General features: G+C 29.7%; 30 protein-coding genes. 25 read left to right on the top strand and 5 right to left on the bottom strand.

The window, feature by feature from the left end:
* Positions 1–52: 52 nt before the first annotated feature.
* The 5 genes from cobO to cobC all read left to right on the top strand — a co-directional run bounded on the left by cobO (position 53) and on the right by cobC (position 4,254).
* A complete protein-coding gene (cobO, locus tag OREMA_RS0102285) occupies positions 53–655 on the top strand; it encodes a cob(I)yrinic acid a,c-diamide adenosyltransferase (protein WP_018247672.1) in 603 nt (200 codons plus the stop codon).
* A complete protein-coding gene (cobS, locus tag OREMA_RS0102280; protein ID WP_018247671.1) occupies positions 655–1,389 on the top strand; it encodes an adenosylcobinamide-GDP ribazoletransferase in 735 nt (244 codons plus the stop codon). The genes cobO and cobS overlap by 1 nt, the downstream gene beginning before the upstream one ends.
* A 178-nt stretch (positions 1,390–1,567) precedes the next feature.
* Entirely contained in the window at positions 1,568–2,446 is an 879-nt protein-coding gene (locus OREMA_RS0102275; RefSeq protein WP_018247670.1) for a GHMP family kinase ATP-binding protein, read from the top strand.
* Between the two features lie 4 nt (positions 2,447–2,450).
* Positions 2,451–3,512 (top strand): threonine-phosphate decarboxylase CobD, encoded by a 1,062-nt coding sequence (gene cobD / locus OREMA_RS0102270; RefSeq protein WP_018247669.1) that lies wholly within the window; start codon positions 2,451–2,453, stop codon positions 3,510–3,512.
* A gap of 133 nt (positions 3,513–3,645) precedes the next feature.
* Positions 3,646–4,254, top strand: coding sequence for an alpha-ribazole phosphatase (gene cobC, locus OREMA_RS0102265; protein WP_018247668.1), 609 nt, complete (start codon positions 3,646–3,648; stop codon positions 4,252–4,254).
* Positions 4,255–4,346: 92 nt separating this feature from the next.
* Here cobC and OREMA_RS17035 read toward each other — a convergent pair whose 3' ends face one another.
* The 3 genes from OREMA_RS17035 to OREMA_RS0102250 form a co-directional block, all read right to left on the bottom strand.
* A complete protein-coding gene (locus OREMA_RS17035; protein ID WP_018247667.1) occupies positions 4,347–4,694 on the bottom strand; it encodes a hypothetical protein in 348 nt (115 codons plus the stop codon).
* Positions 4,684–5,088 (bottom strand): helix-turn-helix domain-containing protein, encoded by a 405-nt coding sequence (locus tag OREMA_RS0102255; RefSeq protein ID WP_018247666.1) that lies wholly within the window; start codon positions 5,086–5,088, stop codon positions 4,684–4,686. The genes OREMA_RS17035 and OREMA_RS0102255 overlap by 11 nt, the downstream gene beginning before the upstream one ends.
* Before the next feature lie 305 nt (positions 5,089–5,393).
* Positions 5,394–5,930 carry a LysM peptidoglycan-binding domain-containing protein gene (locus OREMA_RS0102250; protein ID WP_018247665.1) on the bottom strand — a complete coding sequence of 179 codons (537 nt, stop codon included), beginning with the start codon at positions 5,928–5,930 and terminating at the stop codon, positions 5,394–5,396.
* Positions 5,931–6,111: 181 nt separating this feature from the next.
* On the opposite strand from OREMA_RS0102250, the gene sigG reads away from it, so the two are divergent.
* The 8 genes from sigG (at position 6,112) to OREMA_RS0102210 (ending at position 12,391) form a co-directional block, all read left to right on the top strand.
* A complete protein-coding gene (sigG, locus tag OREMA_RS0102245) occupies positions 6,112–6,891 on the top strand; it encodes an RNA polymerase sporulation sigma factor SigG (protein ID WP_018247664.1) in 780 nt (259 codons plus the stop codon).
* Positions 6,892–6,902: 11 nt separating this feature from the next.
* Positions 6,903–7,622: a stage II sporulation protein R gene (gene spoIIR / locus OREMA_RS0102240; RefSeq protein WP_018247663.1), complete on the top strand. Its 720-nt coding sequence runs from the start codon at positions 6,903–6,905 to the stop codon at positions 7,620–7,622.
* 243 nt (positions 7,623–7,865) lie between these two features.
* A complete protein-coding gene (locus OREMA_RS0102235) occupies positions 7,866–8,135 on the top strand; it encodes a YlmC/YmxH family sporulation protein (protein ID WP_026188887.1) in 270 nt (89 codons plus the stop codon).
* Between the two features lie 611 nt (positions 8,136–8,746).
* Entirely contained in the window at positions 8,747–8,890 is a 144-nt protein-coding gene (locus tag OREMA_RS18770; RefSeq protein WP_018247661.1) for a hypothetical protein, read from the top strand.
* A gap of 175 nt (positions 8,891–9,065) precedes the next feature.
* The gene (locus tag OREMA_RS0102225; protein ID WP_018247563.1) at positions 9,066–10,136 is read left to right on the top strand and encodes an IS30 family transposase; all 1,071 of its coding nucleotides are present in this window, start codon (positions 9,066–9,068) and stop codon (positions 10,134–10,136) included.
* 169 nt (positions 10,137–10,305) lie between these two features.
* A complete protein-coding gene (gene nrdR / locus OREMA_RS0102220) occupies positions 10,306–10,758 on the top strand; it encodes a transcriptional regulator NrdR (protein ID WP_018247660.1) in 453 nt (150 codons plus the stop codon).
* A gap of 169 nt (positions 10,759–10,927) precedes the next feature.
* On the top strand, positions 10,928–11,578 hold the full coding sequence (locus OREMA_RS0102215; protein ID WP_018247659.1) for a hypothetical protein: 651 nt from the start codon (positions 10,928–10,930) through the stop codon (positions 11,576–11,578).
* A 33-nt stretch (positions 11,579–11,611) separates the two neighbouring features.
* Positions 11,612–12,391, top strand: coding sequence for a nucleotidyltransferase domain-containing protein (locus OREMA_RS0102210; RefSeq protein ID WP_018247658.1), 780 nt, complete (start codon positions 11,612–11,614; stop codon positions 12,389–12,391).
* A gap of 30 nt (positions 12,392–12,421) precedes the next feature.
* Here OREMA_RS0102210 and OREMA_RS0102205 read toward each other — a convergent pair whose 3' ends face one another.
* Positions 12,422–12,712: a hypothetical protein gene (locus OREMA_RS0102205; RefSeq protein WP_018247657.1), complete on the bottom strand. Its 291-nt coding sequence runs from the start codon at positions 12,710–12,712 to the stop codon at positions 12,422–12,424.
* A 225-nt stretch (positions 12,713–12,937) separates the two neighbouring features.
* Here OREMA_RS0102205 and OREMA_RS0102200 point away from each other — a divergent pair, with 225 nt between their 5' ends.
* Together OREMA_RS0102200 and OREMA_RS0102195 are read left to right on the top strand one after the other, a co-directional pair.
* Positions 12,938–13,378, top strand: coding sequence for an S-ribosylhomocysteine lyase (locus OREMA_RS0102200; RefSeq protein WP_018247656.1), 441 nt, complete (start codon positions 12,938–12,940; stop codon positions 13,376–13,378).
* Between the two features lie 35 nt (positions 13,379–13,413).
* A complete protein-coding gene (locus tag OREMA_RS0102195) occupies positions 13,414–14,169 on the top strand; it encodes a tetratricopeptide repeat protein (protein ID WP_018247655.1) in 756 nt (251 codons plus the stop codon).
* 155 nt (positions 14,170–14,324) lie between these two features.
* Here the strand turns inward: OREMA_RS0102195 and OREMA_RS0102190 are convergent, their stop codons facing one another.
* Positions 14,325–14,747, bottom strand: coding sequence for an Hsp20 family protein (locus OREMA_RS0102190; RefSeq protein WP_018247654.1), 423 nt, complete (start codon positions 14,745–14,747; stop codon positions 14,325–14,327).
* A gap of 391 nt (positions 14,748–15,138) precedes the next feature.
* Here OREMA_RS0102190 and OREMA_RS0102185 point away from each other — a divergent pair, with 391 nt between their 5' ends.
* The 10 genes from OREMA_RS0102185 to OREMA_RS0102140 all read left to right on the top strand — a co-directional run bounded on the left by OREMA_RS0102185 (position 15,139) and on the right by OREMA_RS0102140 (position 26,119).
* On the top strand, positions 15,139–16,290 hold the full coding sequence (locus tag OREMA_RS0102185; protein ID WP_018247653.1) for a YkvI family membrane protein: 1,152 nt from the start codon (positions 15,139–15,141) through the stop codon (positions 16,288–16,290).
* A 346-nt stretch (positions 16,291–16,636) separates the two neighbouring features.
* Positions 16,637–17,356, top strand: a complete 720-nt coding sequence (locus tag OREMA_RS0102180; protein WP_018247652.1) for a GntR family transcriptional regulator — start codon at positions 16,637–16,639, stop codon at positions 17,354–17,356.
* Positions 17,357–17,370: 14 nt separating this feature from the next.
* The gene (locus OREMA_RS0102175) at positions 17,371–17,670 is read left to right on the top strand and encodes a PTS sugar transporter subunit IIB (protein ID WP_018247651.1); all 300 of its coding nucleotides are present in this window, start codon (positions 17,371–17,373) and stop codon (positions 17,668–17,670) included.
* A 74-nt stretch (positions 17,671–17,744) separates the two neighbouring features.
* Positions 17,745–19,037 (top strand): PTS sugar transporter subunit IIC, encoded by a 1,293-nt coding sequence (locus OREMA_RS0102170; protein WP_018247650.1) that lies wholly within the window; start codon positions 17,745–17,747, stop codon positions 19,035–19,037.
* 752 nt (positions 19,038–19,789) lie between these two features.
* Positions 19,790–21,124 carry an ABC transporter substrate-binding protein gene (locus tag OREMA_RS0102165; protein WP_018247649.1) on the top strand — a complete coding sequence of 445 codons (1,335 nt, stop codon included), beginning with the start codon at positions 19,790–19,792 and terminating at the stop codon, positions 21,122–21,124.
* Between the two features lie 51 nt (positions 21,125–21,175).
* Complete coding sequence (locus OREMA_RS0102160; protein ID WP_018247648.1) at positions 21,176–22,087, top strand: carbohydrate ABC transporter permease; 912 nt, start codon at positions 21,176–21,178, stop codon at positions 22,085–22,087.
* 14 nt (positions 22,088–22,101) lie between these two features.
* Complete coding sequence (locus OREMA_RS0102155) at positions 22,102–22,977, top strand: carbohydrate ABC transporter permease (RefSeq protein WP_018247647.1); 876 nt, start codon at positions 22,102–22,104, stop codon at positions 22,975–22,977.
* An 82-nt stretch (positions 22,978–23,059) separates the two neighbouring features.
* Positions 23,060–24,412 carry a GH1 family beta-glucosidase gene (locus tag OREMA_RS0102150; protein ID WP_018247646.1) on the top strand — a complete coding sequence of 451 codons (1,353 nt, stop codon included), beginning with the start codon at positions 23,060–23,062 and terminating at the stop codon, positions 24,410–24,412.
* A gap of 47 nt (positions 24,413–24,459) precedes the next feature.
* Positions 24,460–24,810 carry a PTS lactose/cellobiose transporter subunit IIA gene (locus OREMA_RS0102145; RefSeq protein ID WP_018247645.1) on the top strand — a complete coding sequence of 117 codons (351 nt, stop codon included), beginning with the start codon at positions 24,460–24,462 and terminating at the stop codon, positions 24,808–24,810.
* Positions 24,800–26,119, top strand: a complete 1,320-nt coding sequence (locus OREMA_RS0102140; RefSeq protein WP_018247644.1) for a 6-phospho-beta-glucosidase — start codon at positions 24,800–24,802, stop codon at positions 26,117–26,119. The genes OREMA_RS0102145 and OREMA_RS0102140 overlap by 11 nt, the downstream gene beginning before the upstream one ends.

Below are 26,119 nucleotides of genomic sequence, written 5' to 3'. Positions count from 1 at the left end.
GTGGTATCTATTTGATTTTAGAGATTAATAGGTGATTTGGAGGAGTGATAAGATGGAGCTAAAAGATAGGCTAACTCAAGGGTTGGTACAAGTTTATACTGGGACTGGTAAAGGAAAGACTACTGCTGCTTTGGGGCTTGGATTGAGGGCTGCTGGTCATGGATTAGAGGTAGAAATGATTCAATATATGAAGGGAAGTACTTATAGTGGAGAATTATTTTCTACTGAGCAATTATCTAATTTTAATATTAGACAATTTGGAAAAGGGTGTCCTTATGCTGCTGGAATTCGTCAAGGTTTAATGAAGTGTACTGCTTGTGGCGATTGTTTTTTTAAAGGTGAAGAAGATAAGGATAAAAAGATTCATTTAAAGTTTGTAGAATGGGCTTATCAATATACTAAACAAGTTTTAGGAGCAGGTAAGAAAGATTTAGTTATTTTAGATGAGATAAATAATGCATTGCGCTATGATTTATTAAAGGTAGAAGAAATTTTAGATTTAATTAAGCTAAAAAGTGATAAGACTGAATTGATATTGACTGGAAGAGGAATGCCAGAAGAAATTCTAGAAAGAGCTGATTTAGTAACAGAGATGAAGGCTATTAAGCATCCTTATGAGCAAGGTATTAAGAGTAGATGGGGGATTGAATATTAATGAATCGCTTTTTAATTGCCTTGCAATTTATTACTAGGATTCCTATTAAGAAAGAATTAGATTATAACAATAAAGATTTAGGGAGTTGTATGCTTTATTTCCCGCTAATTGGGAGTTTATTAGGGGGGAGTTTAGTTTTAATTAATTATTTAGGAGAATTATATTTAGCCCCGTTAATAACAAATAGCTTATTGATTATAGGAATGATATTATTAACAGGAGGAATTCATCTTGACGGGTTAATGGATACTTGTGATGGTATTTTTAGTGGGCAAAACAAAGATAGAATCTTGGAGATTATGCGTGATAGTAGAGTAGGGGCTTTTGGGGTTATTGCACTTATTTCTGTATTTTTATTAAAGTTTAGTTTATTAGTAGAGATTTCTAATAGTTATAAAAATTCTGTTTTGATCTATTTCCCAACTATTAGTCGTTGGGCGATAGTTTATGCTGCTTTGTATTACCCTTCTGCTCGTAAAGGGGGATTGGGTAAGACTTATGCTCAATATCTAAAATTAAAACATTTCTTATTAGCTACAATCTGGACTTTAGCAGTAGGAATATTTCTTTTTGATTTACAGGGGCTAATAATATTTTTGTTTTCTTGGTTATTAACTATTTTAATTATTAAGATGATTATAGTTAAAATAGATGGTTTAACCGGTGATAATTATGGGGCGATTAACGAATTGATTGAGGTTTTTTCCATATTGACCATGATGGTTGTTTTATAATAGATATATTGTGACAGTTTAGTAACAAGTGATCGGTAAGTAATAGAGGGATTAACATCAAATTTTTTAATGAAGCTTATCATAAAGAGTCGCTTTAGGAAATTGCAGAAAGAATTCAATTTGTAACCTGTTACTTGTTATTCATCACTGTTTGTTTATATCAGTAAGGAGTAAACTTATGGAAGTAACAGTTAAAGTTCCAGGAACTTGTGGAGAGTTAGTACAGGGGGTAATAGATGGAGTTAATTTTCATATCAGCTGTCCAATAGATGTTTATAGTTCAGTAAAGATTAGATTAAATAGGAGTTTATCAGAAATAAGAATAGATCCAAAATTTGTCAAGACAAGATTAGCTATTGAGAAAACTTTAGAGCATTTTAATGCGAATCTAGGTTTGAATGTCAGTATAGATTCTAAATTAATCTCTGCTAAGGGAATGGCTAGTAGCACAGCTGATATTGTTGCTGGAATTATAGCTACAATAATTATTACAGATAATAGGGTTGATCTAGAATTAGTAAGAAGAATAGCTTTAGGAATTGAACCGACAGATGCATCTTTTTTAAAGGGAATAGTAGCTTTTGATCATTTGCAGGGTAAAAAGCTAGTTTATCTAGGTGCTATTAAAGCTATACCATTATTAATTTTTGATGTTGGAGGCAAGGTGAATACTATAGATTTTAATTCTAGACATGATTTATCTGAATTAAAATTAGCTAAGCAAGAAGATGTGAAAAGAGCCTATGAGTTGATTAAAGAAGGAATTAGAAAGAATAATTTAGATTTATTAGCTAGAGGAGCAATTATAAGTAGTTTAGCAAATCAGAAAATTTTAACTAAGCCCTATTTAAATCAATTAATTAAGCTATGCAATCAAGATAGGGGTATTTTAGGAGTTAATATTGCCCATAGTGGAACCTTGATTGGAGTATTATTAAGATCTGATTTTGGTAAAAAAAGAGTATTAGCTAAAATAAAAGATAAATTTCCAAGATTAAATTATTTAATGGAGACGAAGATAATAAATGGGGGATATAAGGTAGTTAGAGAGGGATGAGATTATGCATGGTGGTAATATTATAAAAGCGGCTAAAGAATATGGACTAAAGCAGGAAGAGATTATAGATTTTAGTGCAAATATTAACTTTCTTGGATTACCATCTTCAGCTAAGAAAGTAATTCAAGATAATTTAGCAGGAATTGAAAATTACCCTGAGCCTAATTCTTTAGAACTAAAGTATGCTTTAGCTGATAAATTAAATTTAAAAGAGAGAAATTTAATAATTTCTAATGGGGCAGTAGAGTTAATTTATTTAATTGCCAAGGTATTAAAAGCTAAAAATGCTCTGGTATTAGCGCCTACATTTTCAGAGTATAGGTTGTCGGTAGAAAGTATAGGTGGAAGGGTGGAAGAGTTCCAATTACGTAGAGAGGAAGATTTTGAATTAAATATAGTTGAATTATTACCGAAAATTGCTGAAGTTGATCTCTTTTTTTTATGTAATCCTAATAATCCCACTGCTAAATTCATCACTAGATCTGAGATAATTAAAATTTTAGATTATGGGATTAAGAATAATAGCTTTATAGTTATTGATGAAGCTTTTATTGATTTTTTGGAAGAAGATCTTACAGTAATTGATTTAGTTGAGGAGTATAATAATTTATTAGTTTTGCGTTCTCTAACTAAGTTTTTTGCTATTCCTGGTTTACGTTTGGGTTATGGAGCAGCAAACTCTAAATTGATTAGTAAATTAGAGCAGAGTAAAGATCCTTGGAATGTTAATTCGTTGGCACAAAAAGTAGGAAGAACTGTGATTAATGATACAAAATATATTTTAGAAACTAAAAAGATGATAAAAGAGGAAAAGGATTTTTTATATCATAAATTAAGTGAAATGGCTGATCTCAAAGCTTATTATCCTAGTGCTAATTATATTTTGATTGATCTTAGTTCTGCTAAGTACTCGGCTAGTGAAATAGAAGATAAATTAGCTAAGGAAGGAATCTTAATTCGAAATTGTAATAATTATAGTAATTTAGGTGAAGATTTTATTAGGGTAGCAGTTAAGAGTAGAGAAGATAATATTAAGCTTGTAGCAAAGCTATTTGATATACTATAACAATTAAGAAATGTTGATAAATTCTATTAAATATATTTTAAATTTTAGTTACTTTAATTAGTATATATTCATTACTTCAAAGGAATTTTGAGCTTTGTATTCTATAATCTGAAATTACTTAGGAGGAAAGCTAATGGGAACAAAATTAATTTTGATTAGACATGGAGAGACAAAGTGGAATAAAGCAGGTCGTTTTCAAGGAAATAAGGATATAGAATTAAATCCTGCAGGTCGTAAGCAGGCTGAAAAATTGGCCAAAGGATTAGCAGATGAGAAGATAGATGCAATTTATTCAAGTAATTTAAGTAGAGCCTATGAGACAGCTCAGATATTAAGTCAAGAGCATGGATTAGAAGTTAAATCATATTCAAGCTTACAGGAGATTAATTTTGGAGTTTGGGAAGGTCTTACTTTTGATGAGATTATGAGTGAATATGAAGATGAGTTTAGAAATTGGCAATCAAGTTCAAGTAATAGACCTCCTCAGGGAGAGAGTTTAGAAGATGTTAGAGAGAGAGTAGTTAAAAAGATAAAGGAGATTATTTCTAATCATAGAGAAGAGACTATAGCAATAGTTGCTCATGGTGGGGTCAATAAAATACTATTAAGTACTTTTTTGGAACTACCCCTTGATAAATCATGGCGTTTGATGCAATCTAATACAGCAGTTAATATTTTATCTTTTTATGAGGATGATATTATTTTGGAGTTATTAAATTCTACTGCCCATTTGCATGACTAATTATTATTCATCTTTTAGGATGCATTTTTTTGTAAAGTATTTAAAATTTGCCAAGTACATCAAAAAAGATAGGAAGGAGTTTAAACTCCTTCCTATCTTTTTTGATGTAAATTTATTTTATCTAAAGCAAATAGATCAGCTTTTTTTTCAAAGGATGAATATTGCATATTTAAACCTATAAAATATGGTTTGCTGGGCATATCATCACGGATATGTTTAACTTCGTGGATAAATACTTTCTTTTGCAATTCACAGCTAAGATTTTTATTGATAATAATATAGTAATTTCCATAACTAGACTTATAGACAAAGCCCCATAATTGTGAACTCAGTTTAGTTATCTTGGGATAAATATCATATGCTTTGGCTAATTCATAGAATTTATGGGAGGTATCTTGAATATTCTCAAGAAAAGAATCGATGTCATTCTTAACCTCCATACTTCATTCTCTCCTCATCTTCTATAGTCTTTATTATTTCAATAACCCTATAGATTGAATCTGGTTCAAGATCACGAGTCTGCTTAAATAAAAGTTGTAAATCTTCCCGCCTTGATATTTCTTCCCAAAATTCATGTAAAACTGGGTCTTTTGAGAGTACATCTTTAATTTGTTGATTTATATTTTGACGCTGGTCACTTCTACCAAGTAGATAGTCTGTTGAGACCCCAAATAGGTCAGCTAGTTTATTTAATGTATCTAAATTTGGTTTTTTATCCCCTAACTCATAAAAAGCAATTTCTGAAACTGGAATATTTAATTCTACCGCTAAACCTCTTTGAGTTAATCCTTTTTTCTTTCTTTCTTCTTCAAGTCTGTTTCTAAAAGTATTCATATTAACACCACCTCTATTAATCCATTAAGTAATAATATTTTTAGTAGTAGATATGTCTTTTGATTTAATTATTGTATTCTCCTATAGTTATACAAAATCCTTCTAATAAGTTCTTATTAATAGATATAATAATTTTTTTCTACATAAATTGACATCTTTTATTAAGTATAAAATTAAATAAGACTAATTTTATTTTATGAATTTTTTATATTAGGTTAATGTGGGGCTTCATAAATTTTTTTATAATGTTTGTGATTATAAATGGTCTAAATTTTAATTCTAATTGAGTTTGTAATTGATAACTATTATCCTCTTGAAGTTCTAGGAATAATTAAAATTCTACCAGGGTATATTACATCAGGGTCAGCGATATTATTCAACCTAACTAAAGTATCTACATCTGTATTATATCTATCAGCAATTAGGTATAAGCTATCACCACGTTGTACATAATATTTAATATGTCCAGGTGGTGGTTTTGGAATTTCAATTGGTAAAGTGATGACCTGACCAGCTTGAGGATTTGGCCCTAAATTTGGATTGAGTTGTCTTATTTTAGATACAGTTGTATTGTATTTAATAGCTAATACATTAAGTGTTTCACCAGGTTGTAAAACATGTTGGGCATAGTAACGATCTTGTGGTGGTGGTGGAACATCTTCTTCTAATTCAGCAATTAATCTATTAAGTATATTCAGTTGCCTATTTTGTAATAGCTCTAGATTTTCTGCTAGCCTAATATATCTTGGATCATCTAAAGAATCTATTAACTGGCCGTATAGTGCTCGATTAGCTTTTTCATTTTTTAATAATTTTTCAGCAATTTCAAGTGAAGTAGGCATTAGATTCCTCCTTTCTATACAATTATTTTTAATATACAGTATGCGGTTTAGAATAAAGGTGTTACATACTTAATTAATTTTTAAATTAAAATAAGATAGATAAATAAATGTATATATTTTTTTATTAGTGAGAATACTGTTAATGAAAACTTCAACTTGGCAATAAGTGGGAGGGTAGTAGATGGGAAAAAAAGTAGAAATTTGTGGTGTCAACACCTCAGAACTGCCAGTTTTATCTAATAAAGAGATGAGAAAGTTATTTAAAAGAATGCAAAATGGAGATGATAGTTCTAGAAATACAATAGTAGGAGGTAATCTAAGATTAGTTTTAAGTGTATTACAACGCTTTAACAATCGAGGTGAGCCAATTGATGATTTATTCCAGGTAGGATGTATCGGCTTAATGAAAGCTATTGATAATTTTGATTTAAGCAAAAATGTTAAATTTTCTACCTATGCTGTTCCAATGATTATAGGAGAGATTAAACGTCATCTTCGTGATAATAATCCAATTAGAGTTAGTCGTTCTTTACGCGATACTGCTTATAAAGCTCTACAAATGAAAGAAAGTTTAGAGAATAAAAAGTCTAAAGAACCTAATTTAAATGAGATAGCTGAAGAATTGGGTATATCTAGAGAAGATATAGTTTATGCATTAGATGCTATTCAAGATCCCATTTCATTATTTGAGCCAATTTATCATGATGGTGGTGATCCAATATATGTGATGGACCAGATTAGTGATAGTAAGAAAGAAGATGAAAACTGGCTTGAAGCCATTGCTGTTAGAGAAGCATTAAGAAAGTTAGAAAATAGAGAGAAATTGATTTTAGTATTGAGATTTTATGAAGGCAAAACTCAGATGGAGGTAGCTGGGAATATAGGTATCTCACAAGCACAGGTCTCAAGATTAGAAAAAGCAGCTTTAGATAATTTAAAGAAGTATGTTAAGGAAGATTGAGGAGGATTAGTATGAGACGCGTTAGATTTGTAATCTTAGTAGTTATAATAATAAGTACGTTCTTTATAGTAGGAATGAAACATACTATTGTTTTAGATAGTACAAGTCTTAATAATTATACTAAAGATCAACTATTAAGATTACATGTTGTTGCTAATAGTAATTCATTAGAAGATCAAAAAATAAAAAGAGAAGTTAGAGATGTGATTATTAAAAACTCATCTAAATTTTTTGTTTCATTAGATAATCCTTTTCAAGCTGAAGCTATTGTAAAAAAACACTTACCAGACATAAAAGAAATAATCACCCAAAAATTACTAGAACATAATAAAGACTATGATGTTAATTTAAAGCTTAATAATTTCTACTTTCCTACGCGAAGTTATGGTAATGAAACATTAGAGTCTGGTAAATATAAAGCTTTAAAAGTAATATTAGGGGAAGGTAATGGAGAAAATTGGTGGTGTGTATTATTTCCTCCACTATGTTTTGTTGATTCTATGGATGAATCATCAAAAAAAGAATTAGAAGAATTAGCTGCTGAAAATAAACAATTGGTAAGTAAAGAGATGGATATAGAATTTAAATTTAAGTTCGTAGAATTTATAAGAGAAAATCCTAAGTTTGTTAAGTCCAAATTAAAATTAGTTCATATTTTAGAGACTTCTTTTCCAAATTTAAATAAGTTGTTATTTCCTGCTGAAGAAAATAATAAATCAGGATCTAATTAATATATTTTAATAGATAGTATTTAAATACTATCTATTAAAATTTGAATTTGCTTGTAACTTAATAAAGTTATAGTTACTTATTTAAATAAAATTTTATTTAAATAAGTAACATACTGATCTTTAATACATATAATATTTATAAACTAATCTATCATATTAAAAACTTAACTCTTAGTAGATATTATATTTATAAATTTTGTTCAATTAATTAAATTGTGAATTATTGATTAGGAGGGGATGATTATTATTAAAACTTCAGATTTAAGGGCTAAAGAAGTTATTGATGTTAATACTGGTCAAAGGTTAGGTCTTATAACAGATATTGATATTGATTTAGTAGAAGGTAAAATCAAAGGTATATCAGTTCCAAAAGAAGATAAGGGATTCAAATTTTTTCTAAAAGGTGATGATGTATACATACCTTGGGAAGAAATAAGTAGAATAGGTGAAGATGTAATATTAGTTAATGTAAATAGAGTGAATAATATTAGTAATACAAACAATGAAATTTAATTATTAGTTAAATCCCTTTTAAAAGGGATTTTATTTCAACAATGAACTTTGTGATTAACAATAATTTAAGATCTTGATTAAAACATAAAAAGCAAATATTAAATCATATAAAAAATACTTTGAAACCAGGAATTATCATAAATAGTAATTAGCTAGTGGCTAGTAGCAAATTTATTGCGAAAGTTTTTTTTAAAGACCTAGAGAATTAGCCACTGATAACACAGCGCTGTGAAAGAAGTGGTATTTTACTTCTTGATTAAGTAGCCTTGGGCTGATGAAATGGGGCTAAAGGTTAAAAGATAAAAAGATTAGTTTAGCAATGAATCAAATGCTAATTGACACTAATAAAGAACAAGAGATTGAATTTATTCTTTAAAATGTTCTTGAATTAATTTCTGGATATCTGTATGCCTTCGTGGTAAAAAATAATCTTTAAAATAATTTAGATATAGTATTTTCACAAAAATCGTTAAAGATCCAATATTTTTTATTTAGCTGCGAATAATTGATTTATTAATTAGATAAAATAAAAGCAAATATCATTTTAATTAAACCATAAATAATATAAAAAGAATTAGATTTATTTTTGGTATTTAATAAAGGAGGTAATTATGTCTTTAAAAGAAAAGTTTAGTAATAGGTTAGCTAAATTAAGTACTGATGAGTTGGACAAACTTGAAAATATGGAAAATGCTATTAATGAAGATGAGCAAAATCGGAATATAAAATTAATGGTAGTTAAAGATAAGGCTTAATAAAAAGTATCTCTTAAGAGATACTTTTTATTAAGGAATAAATTACTTATATATTCAGAAATAATGGTGCATTGTATAATTAAATGCACGGATAGTTCAAAAAATAAAAAATGACACACATTAATACCTCATATATAATGTTAACTGACCAAAGCAAACATTGGAGGTATTAAATATGTGCCAAAATAATTATAACACAAAAAGTAGAAAAGGAAAACATTTAAAGTGGGAAGAGAGAAAGATAATAGAACATTTATATAATATACAAAACAAATCGAAGACAGCAATAGCAAGAGAGTTAGGGAGGCATAGGACGACAATAAGTCGAGAAATTGAAAGGGGAAAGCTTGTATTATTAAATTCAGATTACACTAAAAGAATAGAATACGATGCTGATATAGCTCAAAACTTATATGATAACAATGCGACTGCTAAAGGAGCTAAGATTAAAATAGGAAAAGATCATCAATTAGCTGAATTCATAGAAGAAAAAATAAAAGGAAATTATTCTCCAGAGGTAATTGCAGAGATGATTAAAGAGGATGATGGGTTTGAAATTAAAATACATTGGAAGACGATATATAATTATATAGATAAAGGCATTCTGTTTATAGATAGAGAAGATTTGGTTTATGGTAGATATAAAAAGACTAATAAATCTAAACAGAAAGAAAAAGAATCAACAAAAAGGAGAAAAGAGGGAAGAAAGATATCAGATAGGCCTAAGGAAGCTGATAAAAGGTCAGAAATAGGTCATTGGGAAATGGACTTAGTAGAGGGTAGGAAAGGTAAAGATGAGCCCTTTTTATTAGTTTTAACAGAGAGATATAGTCGCAAAGAAATAATAGAACTAATACCTAATAAGACTCAAGAATCTGTAATAAAAGGATTAGATCGCGTAGAAAGAAGAATAGGAGTTAGAAAATTTAGAGACTTATTTAAAACTATAACTACAGATAATGGTAAAGAATTCTATGATTATGAAGGGATAGAAACTTCCTTTACAGGAAGTGATATCTCAAGAACTAGTCAATATTATGCTGATGCTTATTGTTCTTGGCAAAGAGGTAGTAATGAGAATTTAAATAAAATGATTAGAAGGTTTTTACCAAAAGGAAGTAGCTTTAAGAATATTAGCAGAAATGAAGTTAAAAGAATTGAGCGATGGATAAATAATTATCCACGAAAAATGTTTGGGTTTAAGAATGCAAATTATATATTTGAAGAACAGTTAAAGGCAGCTTAAAATTTATGAGGTATTGAGTAATAAAAAACCGTGCATTTTATATTGCAATTTATATATTCAGAAATAATCCTAAAAAAGTTGGACATCTCATATACAGTATGGTATTATGTCAATGTATACAATATATTGTATATGTTTTTCTTGAAATTTAGAAGGAAGGATGAAGATTATGAGATGCCCATATTGTACATATCTTGAAAGTAAGGTAGTTGATTCTAGAGCAACAGAAGAGAATACAACCATTAGACGTAGAAGAGAATGTTTAGAGTGTGCTAAGAGGTTTACAACTTATGAACGAATAGATGAGTTACCTATTATGATAATTAAGCGTGATGGAAGTCGAGAAAGATTTGATCGTAATAAGATTTTAAATGGTTTATTAAAGTCTTGTGAAAAAAGATCAATATCTCGAGATCAGCTAGAAGGAATAGTTAATTCAGTAGAGCAGAAGATTAGAAATCAGATGGAAGATGAAGTAGAGAGCACTGTTATAGGAGAGATAGTTATGGAATATTTAAGTAAATTGGATGAAATAGCTTATGTTCGATTTGCTTCAGTGTATAGACAGTTTAAAGATATTGAGACCTTTAGAATGGAATTAGATAAGCTGTTAGATAATTAAATTTAGAAGTATCAGAGACAAACGAGGAATTATCCTCGTTTTTTATTATGAATTATATCTGTTTTTATTGAGATAATTAATAATTTAAGTTAAGAAGGATAAAAAGTTTAGATATAGAAAAGCATATTATTAGATATTAAGAATTGATCTAAGAAATTGGAGGATAATAATGTCGAATTTATTAGAGATAACAGAGCAATATTTAGAAGAATATAAAGTTGAAGATGTAATTAACCCATCTTCCAAAGTCTTATTTATCTTGGAATCACCCCATACTCAGGAAATGAAATATGGTTATCCTGTTGCTGGGAGTTCAGGTGTTGAAATGACCAAATTTATTTATGGAAAAGAGTATAAAGATCCTTTCGGAAAGATTGTCAGTCAAGTAGACAAATATAATGATAAGTATAATGATCTTCAGGAATTTAGTATTTTAAATGTTACCTCTGCTCCTATGCAAGCTGGTGGTTTGAAAGCATATAACTTAAGTGATAGCGATGAGAGAGTAGTGAATATTTTAGAAAAGTTGAGGACGAATTATAAGTCTAAGCTTCATAAGAATAAGGATTGGAATCGTGTTAAAAGTATTTTGCTGGATAACTTTAAGAAAAGGTTAACTATTACTTTAAATAATGAAGCAAGTATTGAATACTTAGTTCCTTGTGGAAAATTTGCTTCAACTTATTTAAACTTAATTAAGGAAGTAGAAGACATTATTAAAGAAAAAGAGATTATTTCTGATATTCCTCATCCATCTTTTAACCAGTGGAGCCATTATGATTCAATGGATAAACTAAGAGCATTGTTAAGAAGAATTTGATTTCTAATCAGTAATAGTTTGGAGTTAGTTAATATGTATAATCGAATTATTTCTAAATTAAGAGATATAGAAGAGGAGAATAATATTAGAATATTGTATGCAGTGGAAGCTGGTAGTAGAGCTTGGGGTTTTTCATCTGAAACTAGTGATTATGATATTAGGTTTATATATGTTCACCCTATAGAATGGTACTTAAGTATAGAAGAGAAAGAAGATTATATAGATCTTCAAATAAATAATTCAATTGATTTACATGGCTGGGATCTACAGAAAACTTTGAAATTATTTAGAAAATCTAATCCATCTATCTTAGAATGGTTACATTCATCAAGTATTTATATAGAAAATTCAACTTTAATAGATCGACTAAGAAGGTTAAGTAGAGATTATTTTTCACCTAAGGCTTTATTATATCATTATTTAAATATGGCTAAAGCAAACTATAAAAAATATTTAGGAGAAAATAAAATTAATCTAAAAAAGTATCTTTATATAATAATGCCTCTTTTAGCCTGCAGTTATATAAAGAATAAGAAGAAGATCCCAGTTATGAATTTTTATAATTTAATGAATTCTGAATTAAATAATTCACTATTATTAGAGGAAATAAGTTCATTATTAATTCAAAAAAAGTCTGATAAGTATAATAAAGAGATATTAAGATTAGATATTATTGATGACTTTTTAGAAACACAGATAAATTATTATCAGGAATATGTACTAAAGGTGGAGGGTAAAGATCCAATTGACTATAATTGTTTAGATAAGCTGTTTCAAAAATCCTTAGAGGAGATTTGGAGATTAAGTTTATAAAAAAAGAGGCCCTGCAAATAAGTGACAGGGCTATTGGCATTCTTGGCATGTGCTTGGTTCACAATTTACTACATATCTAACAGCTGCATCTAATTCTACTAGATTATCTTTTTTAATCTCATTGATTCTAATCATTCCTAGTAAACCATTATCATCTTTCCAGTCTAGATATTCTTCGATTAGTTGTTGGGCTGCTTCTTCAGAAAATGGGTTTTCAAAATTTGATAATGCCTTAATATATGTGTTGCGTGGTATTTCTAGAACTTTATGTCTGACTTCAAAGCAGAAATCATCTGAATTTTTTTCTTTGATTTTTTCCAAGTAAGAAATAATAATCCCCCCTTTTTTAATTATCTTTTCCTATTTCTAGATGTTAATTCGTGAATAAATAAGAATTAAACTTAATTGATTTTGATAATTTGATAATTGCTTATAAGATAAAATTATAAAGAATTAAAAATAACTAAAGTAGTTTTAGTATATTTGCAGGGAAATTGATTTTTAAATTGAATATATTTTATAGATACTTTAAAGGAGGATTTGACTATGAAAAAGACTAATGTAGAAAGCTTTGAATTTGACCATAGAAAAGTAACAGCACCATATATTAGAGAGGTAGTAGTATATGAGAATGAAGATTATGGTGTTGTGAGCAAATACGACATTAGGGTATGCCAGCCGAATGAAGATTTTTTAGAACCGGGAATTATTCATTCTATGGAACACTTATTAGCAGATAAGATTAGAGATATTATTGAAGGTGTAATTGATTTATCACCTATGGGCTGTCTGACAGGATTTTATTTGACTGTTTTTGGGAAGAGAGATTTAGAAGAAATTAAAGCCAAAATAGTAGAAAGTTTTAAAGCTGCAAGCGAGGTTGAAGAAGTTCCAGCTATGAATGAGATTCAATGTGGTAACTATAGATTACATCAACCCAAATTAGCTAAAGCTAAATTAGAAGAATTCGTTAGCAAAATGAAATAGATAAGAATAAAAAATTGAAATAGTAGGTGATATTTATGAAGAAGAAAGCTTATAATTTAATAGTAATTGTTTCAATTTTAATTATGTTATTAACAGGAAGTGTTTTTGCATCCTCTGAAGCTAATCTGAGCCCTTATCAGAAAGGTTTAAATTACTTTAGAGCTGGTAATTACGAAGCTGCTGTTGGTCAATTGGTAGAAGCTGTTGCAGAAAATCCTGATTTAATGTACCCACATTATATTTTAGGATTAACTTATTATCGTTTAGGTAAAGTGGAGTTTGCCGAAACTCAGTTAAAACAAGCTCATGAAATTAATCCTAAGCATTATCGGGTTATGGTTAATTTAGCTAGGACCTATTTGAAAGAAGATAAGTTGAATGAAGCGGTAAATATTCTTAAAGAATCAATAGTAGCTAATGGTAGACAAGATGATGCCTACAATGTATTAGGTAGAGCATATATGAATCAAGGAAATTTATCAGAAGCAATAATTAACTATAAAAAAGCAGTAGAGTTTGCTCCAAATAACTATTATGCTTTAAATAATTTGGGTCTTGCTTATATTCAAAGTGGACAGTATAGTCAAGCTATTCCTGTTTTAAAGCAAGCAACTAAATTAAAACCATCGTTACCATATTTATATAATAATCTAGGAATTTCTTATGAAAATATTGGTCAATTAGATAATGCTAAAGCAGCTTATCAAAAAGCTTTAGCAGTTAATCCAAATTATAGTAAAGCTAAGGTTAACTTAAATCGTGTTAGCAGATTGATTGAAAGTAAAAAATAAAATTAATAAAAGACACAGCAGAAATGCTGTGTCTTTTATTAATACCTAAGCGACTCTAAGACTTCCTTTGAAACTAAGAAGTCACTTTATGTTATAGGTTTGTGTATTAAGGATAGGCATAATTCCTATCCTTATTTTTTGAGTTATATTAAATTTTAATTGATATCAATTTTATATTTAGTACTAGTGTTTTTCTTTGGAATATTAATCTTTAAAATATCATTATCGAATTTTGCAGTGATTTCACTAGTTATAGTATTATTAATATAAAAGCTACGTTGATAATTACTGATATGACTTTCACGGTAGATATGATTTTGTTTTCTTTCTTCTTTTACTAACCTTTCGTTATTAGCGGAGATAGTCAAGTAATTTTTATCTGCCTCTATTGAAATATCTTCTTTATTTAAACCAGGTAAGTTTGCTGTGATAATATATTTTTTATTATCTTCCTTAATATCAGTTTCAAAACCTATATTTGCCATGTCCATAGAATTATTAAAGAAGCTTGTTTCATTCCAAAAGGATTTTAAGTTACTAGTTAACTCTTTTTTTCTTGTACTTAAGGGTTCAAACATATACTATCCACCTCCAAATGGAATATTTATCTTTATCTTGTGTTTATAATTATAGGAGGAGAGTAGTAATTTTTCAAACTACCCATATGCTTAAATACTTTCATTGCTTATCATTAATAGTAATTATTAGCGATTAACTCTGTTGTTTAAAGAATTTGAAGGATAGAGTTATTTAAAGAAATCCATGCTATACTTAAAATTAAAACCATTTTTGAAGGTATATCTTAGTTAGATATAATAGGCTATATACAATATAAAAGAATAAAGTATTTTCTATGAATCACAGGTTTAAACCTATGGCTTGAATTATAATAAAAGAAATATAAAATTAATTTATTGAAGAATAAATCACCTCTAAATTTATTAAACTAGTTTAAGAGAGGTGGTTTTTTTGAATCTAAAAAATAAAATTGATTTAAAAGATATTTTAGGAAGAAAAGAAGAGGTTAAGAATATAGGTCAGGGTGGAAATAAAGGAGATAATAAAGTTGCTTTATCTACTTTTCGGATAGCAGCTACATACATTGGAACAGTGGTCGGAGCTGGATTTGCCTCAGGGCAGGAAGTGTTACAGTTTTTTGGCTACTATGGATTTGGAGGTTTTATAGGTTTATTATTAGCCACTTTATTATTTGTGATATATGGTTACATAATTTTAAGCTTAGGACTAGAATATCAAGCAAAATCTCACTTGCAGGTTATAAAATATGCAGCCGGAAAATGGCTAGGTGCATTAATAGATATAGTAATTACCTTCTTTTTATTTGGTGCTTTGACTGCTATGATTGCAGGTTCAGGAGCAATATTTGAAGAACAATTTGCTATTCCTGCTTTATGGGGAAATATAATTATGGCTGTCACTTCTCTGCTAACAACATTATTAGGGATTAGTGGTGTTATTTCTGCTATTAGCTTTGTAGTTCCACTATTATTAACGGGAGTATTTGCGGTAACAATTATGACCATTCTTTCAAAACTTCCCTTTGAGTTTAGTGCTTTAGAGCAAGTTGTTGCTGGAAAGCCACCAGTTCCAAATTGGATTTTATCTGCTATTAATTATGCTTCATATAATCTGGTTATAGCAGTGGCTGTATTAGCCCCTTTAGGAAAAGAGGTTAAAGAGAAGTCTAGGTTGAAATGGGGATCTATATTTGGAGGAGTAGCTCTAGGGATTGGAGCTATGTCAATCTTATTTGCATTGGTTTTGAATTTACCTACTGCAGCCAAATTTGAGGTTCCTATGGTTTATGTTGCAGGAAGCTTTGCTCCTTGGGTGCAGATTGTCTACAGTGCAATCTTAATAGCCGAAATTTATACTACGGCTGTAGGTAATCTTTATGGTTTTGTAGCTAGATTAACTGATCCAGATGGTTCTGAATATAAAGTATATGTAATTATTACTAGTATAGTCGCTTTAATAGCTAGTCAATTTGGTTTTACTACTTTGGTACGTATTCTTTATCCTGCCGTTGGATATGCTGGATTCTTTTTATTAGGAGGCTTAAGCTTTGGAATGGTTAAAAGTTACATCAAGAAAGCTTAATCTAGACTTGAAATTTGGCTTAAATAAAGTATTTTAGTGAGAAAAGAGTTATTTGAAATAAAAGTTGTTATTCTAATCAAGAGAAAAGAATGGATTAGTTAAATTAATTAAAGTTTTAAATACATATTTTAATATATCTACTTGAGTAGATCAATAATTTTATATTTATAGTAATAAATTATGATTATAAAATATTAGAGTATATTGATATTTTATATTATACTTGTTATAATTAAATTGTGTATTTTTTTACAAAGGCAGGTATAGACCTATACACCTTAAACCGACTGTTTTATAAATTTTTAGCTTATTAATGAATTATAGTCAAAGAATTAGGAGGGATAATATGAGATTAAATGAGAATAGTCCAATTCCTTTATATTATCAATTAGAGAATATAATTAGGGAGAAGATAGAAAGAGGAGAATATAAATCTGGTGACAAGATTCCATCGGAAAGACAGTTTAGTGAAGAGATTAATCTAAGTAGAATGACTATTAGAAAAGCTATTAGCAATTTAGTACAAGAAGGTATCTTAGAGAGAAGGAGAGGTCAAGGGACTTTTGTTTCTGAAAAAAAATTAGATACTTTCCCTGGTTTGATAGGGTTTAATGAGCATATTGAAATGAAAGGAATGAAACCTTCTAGCAAGGTTTTAGAGCATAAGATATTTTTGGCTACTTATGAGATAGCTAAACGTTTAGGTATTGAAGAGGGAGATAGAGTGATTTTAACTGCTAGATTACGCTTGGCTGACAATGAACCTATAGGATATGAAAAATCTTATGTTCCTTATCATATCTGTCCAGAGTTATTAGATATTGATCTTTCTAAAGGCTCTATTTATAAAACCTTAAGTAAAGCAGGATATAAGCCAACGATAGCGAATCAGGAGGTTGAGGCTATATTGTCAGATGAGGAGATGGCTGAACTTTTAGGAGGGAGTGTAGATCAACCAATTCTGCGTAATACAAGAGTTACTTATTCGAGTACTACTCCAGTAGAATTTAGTCTAAACTTCTATCGAGGCGATAACTATAGTATTCATACTACATTATCTATTTAGTAAGGGGGCTAAGAATGAAAATTTTAATAGTATGTGCTGCTGGAATGAGTAGTAGTTTAATTGTAGAAAAGATGAATAAAGCGGCTAGAAAAAGAGGTTTAGAGATTAGCATAGATGCAAATGCTATTGATGTATTTCAAGATATAGTTCATAAATACGATATAGTTTTGTTAGGGCCACAAGTAGGATATCAGAAAGAAAGGTGTAAGAAATTAGCTGCCCAAAATAATATCTCTTTGGGTATAATTGATGCTATAGATTATGGTATGCTTAATGGAAGTAGTATATTAGATTATGGTTTAAGTTTATTATAATTTTTTATAGTTGCTACTCTATAAAGCTAAAAAGTTTTATAAATAGTTAAATTAAAAAGGGGAATAACATTATAATGAATTTTGATAAATTATTTAATTGGCTACAAAATTCTTTAGTTCCTTTTATGGCTAAGTTATCTAATCAAAGACATATTAAAGCTGTAAGGAATGGACTTTTAAGTACTATTCCTGTCACTTTTATAGGAAGTATTGCAATAATTTTAAGATATCCTCCATTTAATCTTGATATAGATAACGATTTTCTTTTTAAATTTTTATTATTGTGGAAAAAGTGGTCAAATGCAAATAGTGAAGTTATTATGAAGTTGTTTAAGGTTAGTATAGGATTTTATGGTGTTTTCTTAGTATCAGCTGTTAGCTATAATTTAGCAAAAGAGTATAAATTAAAGGAAATATTTATTGCTAAAGTTGCTATAATAAATTTTCTATTAGTATCTGTTAATTTTGATGGTAATTTATTGAGAATAGATAGTTTAAATGGAGAAAGTTTATTTACAGCAATTATAATAGCTATTTTGACAGTAGAGATCATAAAGAAAGTAGAGAGTTTTGAAGTTGAATTAAGTACAAGCATTGATATACCACCAGCTACTATAAAGATTTTTACATCTTTAGTTCCATTTTTATCTTCTGTTTTGATTTTTTATTTCTTAGATCTGGGATTTCATAGTATGATAGGAATATCAATACCTGAAGTGATTAGTGGATTTTTCAATCCTATAGTTAAAATGGTTGATACTCCTATAGGTGTTTTCTTTTTTGGGATGTTAGTACAATTATTATGGTTTACTGGGATCCATGGTGTTATTACAGTTGGTGCCTTTTTAAGGCCGATATTAGAGTATAATTGGATGGTTAACATTGCTTTGTATCTATCAGGACAAGAGATGAGCAGAATATTTACAATTCAATTTTTAAATTTCTATATGCTAATTGGTGGGTCTGGTGCTACTTTAGCCTTATCTTTTTTGTGCTGGAGGAGTTCTTCAAAACAGTTAAAAAAGATAGGGAAAATTAGTTTGATTCAAAGTTTATTTAATGTTGATGAGTCTCTTATCTTTGCTTCTCCATTAGTTTTAAATAAGATTATGTTTTTGCCTTTTGTCTTTGTACAACCTATTATTGGGGTAGTAGCATATTTTGTTATAAGTCATGGTTTTGTACAGAAGAACTTTGTTAGGGTTCCGTGGATAATGCCTGCACCTTTAGGAGCTTTTTTATCTACTTTGGATTGGAAATCAGTTATATTAGTAATATTTTTGATATTTTTGTCTGGAATACTTTATTATCCTTTTTTCAAAAAGTATGAAAATTATCTTATAAATAAACAGAAGAAACTTCATTAGAAGAATTATTATGTCTAAGATAAGGCGGTGATTTTTTCATTAATAGTTGATTTTTAAATTAAGTTTCTTTGTTATATGAAATTATGAAGATAAAAATGATTATTTAATAAAATCTACTTATATTTGGAATTATATTATAAAAAATTTATTTTAAAAGTAATTGAAATTAGAACTTGAAATAGAAGTTTACTTTTGTTATACTATAATTAATAAAGAGTTTATAAACGTTCAGGTTTAATTCTATTATCTCTTTATTCATAAGATTTAAGGTGAATAAGTTTATAATTAAACAACTACTATTAGGGGAGTTGTTTATTTTTAGAATAAGGTGGTATAGACCGCAATACCTAAACTCCTCAATATATAGTCGCCTTAAATTTGATAAGATTATAATTTTATAAGATTTAGGCTTATTAGAATTAGCAACATATATTTGTACTAATTAGTATATTTTTATAGTTTATTTATATAAGAACATAAGAAATCACTACTCATTTGATAGTGATATAATATGATAAAAACTATATCTCCCTACTATAACTTAGATAAGTTAGATATTTTTATAAGGATAGTTAAGGTAGGAGTTTTTTAGTTAACAGCATCCTATTTACACAATAGTTAATTTTATAAATGATACTAATGTTTATGGATACAATATAAGTGATTGATTAATATTATAAGATTTTTATATAACTTGAGTAATTTATAAAATTAACTGAAAAATCACTTTTATTTCAGAGGAGGAAATAATAATGAAAAAAGATGGTTTGAAAAATCTAGTTATTATGGGTATGTTAGTTTTTGTCTTATTATTATCAGCTTGTTCATCAAAAGCACCTGAGACTTCTCAGGATTCATCTAATGGTGAAAAGATGGTAGAATCCAGTAAAGATACTGAGGCAGGACAAATAACACTTAAGGTATCTTCTTGGGCAGATGAGGCTATGGTAGATGTTGTGATTCCTGCTTTTGAGAAGAAATATCCAAATATTAAGGTTGAACCAGTGATAACAGATATTGCTGATCATCACAATACTTTATTAACTAAGATTGCAGCAGGTGCAGAAGTTCCAGATGTGGCTTATGTTGAAATTGCTCACATTGGAAAGTTTGCAGCTAAAGGTGGATTTGAAGACTTAAATCAAGCACCTTATAACGCTCAACAATTTAAAGATGGGGTTGTATCTTATGCATGGGCTCAAGCAACAACTCAAGATGGTAAGATGGTTGCAATGCCTACTGATATTGCTCCTGGTACAATTTTCTATAGAAAAGATAAGCTTGATGAGTTAGGTGTTAGCATTGATGACATTAAGACTATGGAAGATTGGATTGAGGTGGGAAAGAGATTTGCTAAAGACAGAGATGGTGATGGTGTTAATGATCAGTGGTTAATAGCAGATGCAACAAATGTTTATAATATGATTGCTAAAAGTGGTGAAGAGAGATACTTTGATGAAGAAGGAAATTGTATAGTTGATTCTCCACGGTTTGTAAAGGCTTTTACAATGGCTAAGAAAGTTAGAGATTTAGGATTGGATGGTAAAATTGGAGAGTGGACTAATGAATGGTATGCAACCTTTAAACAAGGAACAGCTTTGATAGCTCCTTCAGGTGCTTGGTTAGGTGGACATATCAAAAATTGGATTGCTCCTGATACAGCAGGAAAATGGAGAGTTGCAGAACTTCCAAATGGTATGAATGTAAGTTGGGGAGGATCTTTTGCTGGAATCCCTAAAGATGCAGATCATAAGGATGCTGCTTGGAAATTTATTAAATTTGTAGCTACAAGACAAGATATTCAATTAGAATCATTTGAGTCAGCTGATATGTTCCCATCTTTAACAGAAACATATGATGCTCCAATATTTGATGAAGAAGTAGAGTTTTATGGGGGTCAGAAAGTAAGAAAACTTTGGGCTGAAACAGCTCAAAACATCCCTAATGTTATTACTAATACAAATGATGCGATTGCTAGAGATATTCTAGGAAGTGCTTTAACTGAAGTATTAGAAAATGATAAAGATCCTAAGAAAGCATTAACAGAAGCTAAACAATTAATTGAAAGAAAGACTAAAAGAAGATAAGAATAACAACCAAGGGGATGGCATCCCCTTGGTTAAAAAGGAGGTCTGATGATGAGGTTAAGTAAAAAAGTAGCACCATATATTTTTGTTTCTCCATTTTTTATTTTATTTGCCATATTTGGAGTATTCCCTATCTTATATTCGTTCTTTTTAAGTTTTCATACCTGGGATGGTATGTCTGCAATGGAGTTTGTTGGATTAGGTAATTATAAATATGTTTTAACAGATCCATGGTTTTGGAAGTCAATTTATAATACATTAGTAATATTTATGTTAACCACTATTCCTCAACATGTAATAGCTCTTTTCTTAGCATTTATGCTACACAAAGGAACAGTAAAGTTCAAAGAGTTTTTTAGATCTGCATATTTTCTTCCATATATAACTTCTTCAGTAGCAATAGCAATGGTATTTGGACTTTTATATGGAGAACATTTTGGGATTTTAAATGCTTTTTTGAAGAGTTTAGCGACCTTTGGACCAATAGACTGGTTGTTTAATCTGATTGGTTTGGAGTTACCTATAAGATGGTTAGGGTCAGCAAAGTGGGTAAAACCGGCTATTGCTTTATTAGTTACTTGGAAGTTTACAGGTTGGAATATGATTATTTATTATGCTGGTTTGCAAAAAATACCTGATAGCTTATATGAAGCAGCAGAGGTTGATGGGGCAAGTACTAGACAGAAATTCTTTAATATTACTTTGCCACTATTAAAACCAATTATCTTTTTTGGTGTAACGATGTCTATTATAGGAAATCTACAGTTATTTGCTGAACCTATGCTATTAGTTGGAGGTAGTGGAGGTCCAAATCAGGCTGGTCTAACTACAGCTGTGTATTTATATCAAACTGGTTTTGAGTATCTAGACTTTGGGGCTGGAAGTGCTATGGCTTATATACTTTGTTTCCTAATAGTTGGTTTATCACTGTTAAATAATAAATTCTTTAGAGACGATTCATAAAGGAGGGGAATTAGATGAAGGCAAATGTTAATACAGAGATTGATGCCTCACAGGGATATGCTAAAAAGTTTAAAGGAGGATTAAAGAAGGGGTTAATATACTTTCTATTATTCTTAGGGGTTATAGTTACATTATTTCCTTTTTACTATATGTTAGTATTATCGACAAAATCCAATGTAGAAATCTTCAGTTTCCCACCACCAATTTGGTTTGGAGATTCTTTCAAGGATAACTTACAGACTTTACTAGATGCTATGCCATTTTATAAGAATATCTTGAATAGTATAATCGTTTCAGTCTTAGCTACAGCAGCTACTTTACTTTTCTGTTCTCTAGGAGGCTATGGTTTTGCTAAGTATGAATTTAAAGGTAAAGAAAAACTATTTTTGATTATGTTAGGTACAATGATGATTCCAGGTCTATTGTCTGTTATTCCATGGTTTATTATGATGAAGGAGTTTGGTTGGATTAATAGTTTTAAGCCTTTAATTGTACCAGGTATGGCTAATGCCTTTGGGATTTTCTTGATGAGACAATTTATGGAGGATATTCCAGATGATATTATAGAGGCGGCTAGAATAGATGGGTGTGGAGAACTTGAAATATTCTTTAGAATTATACTTCCAATGAGTTTGCCAGGGTTAGGAACTTTGGGAATATTAACTTTCCTTGCAGCATGGAACAATTATATGCAAGCACTTTTAATCTTACAGGAGAAAGAGATGTACACTATTCCTGTAGCTCTTTCTAAATTAGGAGGAAAGATAGATCAAAACTGGGGTGGCCAAGCTGTAGGTGCTACTTTAGCTATCGCTCCAATTGTAATTGCATTTGTTATTGCTTCTAAGCAGTTTATTGCTGGTATAACCGATGGTGCAACTAAAGGCTAAAGATTAATCTACAGTTAAATTTAAAGAAAAAACATCTGAAATAGATTATTGAATAGAATACTTAGTTGATGGGAGGCAGGATATGAATAAATTGATTTTTCCTAAAGATTTTATCTGGGGATCGGCTACAGCTTCGTATCAGGTAGAAGGTGCTTTTGATGAAGATGCTAAGGGTGAATCTATCTGGGATAGATTTAGTCATACACCAGGTAAAGTAGAGAATGGAGATACAGGGGATGTAGCTTGTGATCATTACCATAGATATAAAGAGGATATAGCATTAATGAAGGAGATAGGCATTGATAGCTATCGTTTATCTATATCCTGGTCACGGATATTACCAGAAGGTAAAGGAGAAATTAATCAACAAGGCTTAGATTTTTATAGAAATCTAATTGATGAACTTTTAAAAGCTGGAATTAAACCTGCAATTACTATTTATCATTGGGATTTGCCACAGGCTTTACAAGATGAAGGTGGATGGGCTAATCGTCAAACTGTAAAGTACTTTGTAGATTATGCTGAGATTCTATTTAATGAATTTGGAGATGTGGTATCACAATGGATTACTCATAATGAGCCTTATGTAGTAGCTGTTCATGGTCATCTTACTGGATCACATGCACCAGGGATTAAAGATCCTAAAGTTGCTATGCAGGTTGCTCACAATATCTTATTATCACATGGTTTAACAGTTAAGAAATATAGAGAATTGGAGTTAGATGGTGAGATAGGAATTACCTTAAATCTAACTTCTTCCTATCCTAATTCTAATAGTCAAGAAGATAATGAAGCAGCCAAAAGAATGGAAGCTTGTATTAATGGTTGGTTCTTAGAACCACTTTTTAAGGGGAAATATCCAGAAAAGTTGATTGAACTTTATGGAGCAAAATTTAATCAACTAGATATTAGAGCTGGTGATATGGATATTATTAAAGAGGAGATAGATTTTTTAGGTATTAACTATTATAGTCGTTCTTTAGTTAGACATAATGAAGATTCTGATTTCTTCAAAATTGAAGGAGTAAAACCTGAAGATAGTAAATATACAGCTATGGATTGGGAGATCTATCCTGATGGGCTTTATGATTTATTAATTAAAGTTAATAGAGAATATACTCAAAAGCCTCTATATATAACTGAAAATGGTGCTGCTTTTGATGATGAGATATCTGAAGATGGTAGAGTCCATGATCAAGAGAGAATTAACTACTTAAAAAGCCATTTTCAAAGGGCTTATAAAACTATAAAAGAAGGGGTTCCATTAAAAGGTTATTATGTATGGTCATTAATGGATAACTTTGAATGGGCTTATGGATATGACAAACGTTTTGGAATTATATATATAGATTATAATAAAGATAGAAAAAGGATTTTAAAAGATAGTGCTTATTGGTATCAAAATGTAATAGCAAATAATACTTTAGATATTTAATTGTTAATAATTATTTTTACAAGATAAGGTGTTAGGAGGAGTTTATTATGATCCCTAAAGAAACTATATTCACAATAATTGCTCAGGCAGGTAAGGCTAAAAGCATTATTTTTGAAGCCTTGTCATTAGCTAGAGCAGGAAGGTTTAACGATTCAGAAGTTAAATTAAACGAAGCAACTGAAGTATTACAGGGAATTCATAAGAAACAGACAGATTTGATGACTAAAGAGGCCCAAGGAAAGGATTTTGAAATAAGTTTATTATTGATACATGCCCAAGATCATTTGATGAATGCTATGTTAAGTAGAGATTTAGTCAAAGAGCTAATTCAATCCGAAAAAGAGATCCATAGCTTGAAGAAGAGTTTGAATAAAAGGGGGGATAATATTGAACTCTAAGAATGGTTTAAAGCTTACTGTTATTGGAGGAGGAAGCAGTTATACCCCTGAGATTATTGAAGGTCTTATTAAAAGGTATGATGAATTTCCGGTCAAAGATTTATATTTAGTAGATATTAAGCAAGGGCAGTGGAAGTTGGAGATTGTTGGTGGATTAGCTAAAAGAATTGTGCAAGAAGCTGGAGTTGACATCAGAGTTCATCTGACTTTGAATAGAAAAGAAGCAATCAAAGATGCTGATTTTATCATTACTCAGTTTAGAGTTGGTCAGTTAGATGCTAGGATTAGAGATGAAAAGATTCCTTTGAAATATAACTGTCTAGGCCAGGAGACTACAGGAGCCGGAGGAATGGCAAAGGCTTTGAGAACTATTCCAGTTATATTAGATATCTGTAAGGATATAGAGGAGTTAGCCTCTAATGCCTGGCTAATTAACTTTACTAATCCAAGTGGGATTATTACAGAAACAGTTAAGAAGTATACTGAGATAAAATGTATAGGTTTGTGTAATGTCCCAGTAGTAATGCATAATGTTTCAGCTGATATTTTAGGGTTAAGTAGAGATGATATCTATTTAGATATAGTTGGTTTAAATCATTTGGTCTGGGGTCGAGATGTAATTTATCAAGGTGAGAGTAAAATAGATGATATTATAGAAGGTTTAATTTCTGAACGAAAGATTACAGTAAAGAATATATCAGATTTTCCTTGGGAGAAAGATTTAATTCAGTCATTAAAGATGTTGCCTTGTCCTTATCATAAATATTATTATAATACGGCGAAAATATTAGAAGCGGAGCTTATAGCTTCCAAAAATGAAGGTACTAGAGGAGAGGTTGTTAAAGAACTAGAGGATTTTCTATTTGAATTATATCAGAATCCTAGTTTAAGGGAGAAGCCTCAAGAATTAAATGAAAGAGGAGGGCACTATTATTCTGATGCCGCTTGTGAACTTATGAGTGCTATCTATAATGATAAAGGTGATATTCATTATTTAAATGTTCCAAATCAAGAAACTATAGCTTCTTTACCTAATGATTCAGTTATTGAGAGAACATGTTACGTAGATAGTAAAGGAGCTCATCCTCTGGATTGTAAAGAATTATCTCCTAAAATTCGAGGTTTGATACAGGTGATTAATGACTATGAAATCTTAGCTATTGAAGCAGGGGTTCATGGTGATTATGATGCTGCCTATCAAGCTTTACTTTTGCATCCCTTAGTTGAAAGTAGTGTTGTAAAGCCTTTATTAGATGATATTATTAGAGAGAATATAGATTACTTACCTCAGTTTAGTCTAAATAGTTAG

The organism is Orenia marismortui DSM 5156 (assembly GCF_000379025.1).
In the GTDB taxonomy this organism is placed as follows: domain Bacteria; phylum Bacillota; class Halanaerobiia; order Halobacteroidales; family Halobacteroidaceae; genus Orenia; species Orenia marismortui.
The sequence above is the reverse complement of the archived record's forward strand: the minus strand, read 5'-3'. Positions and strand labels throughout refer to the sequence as shown.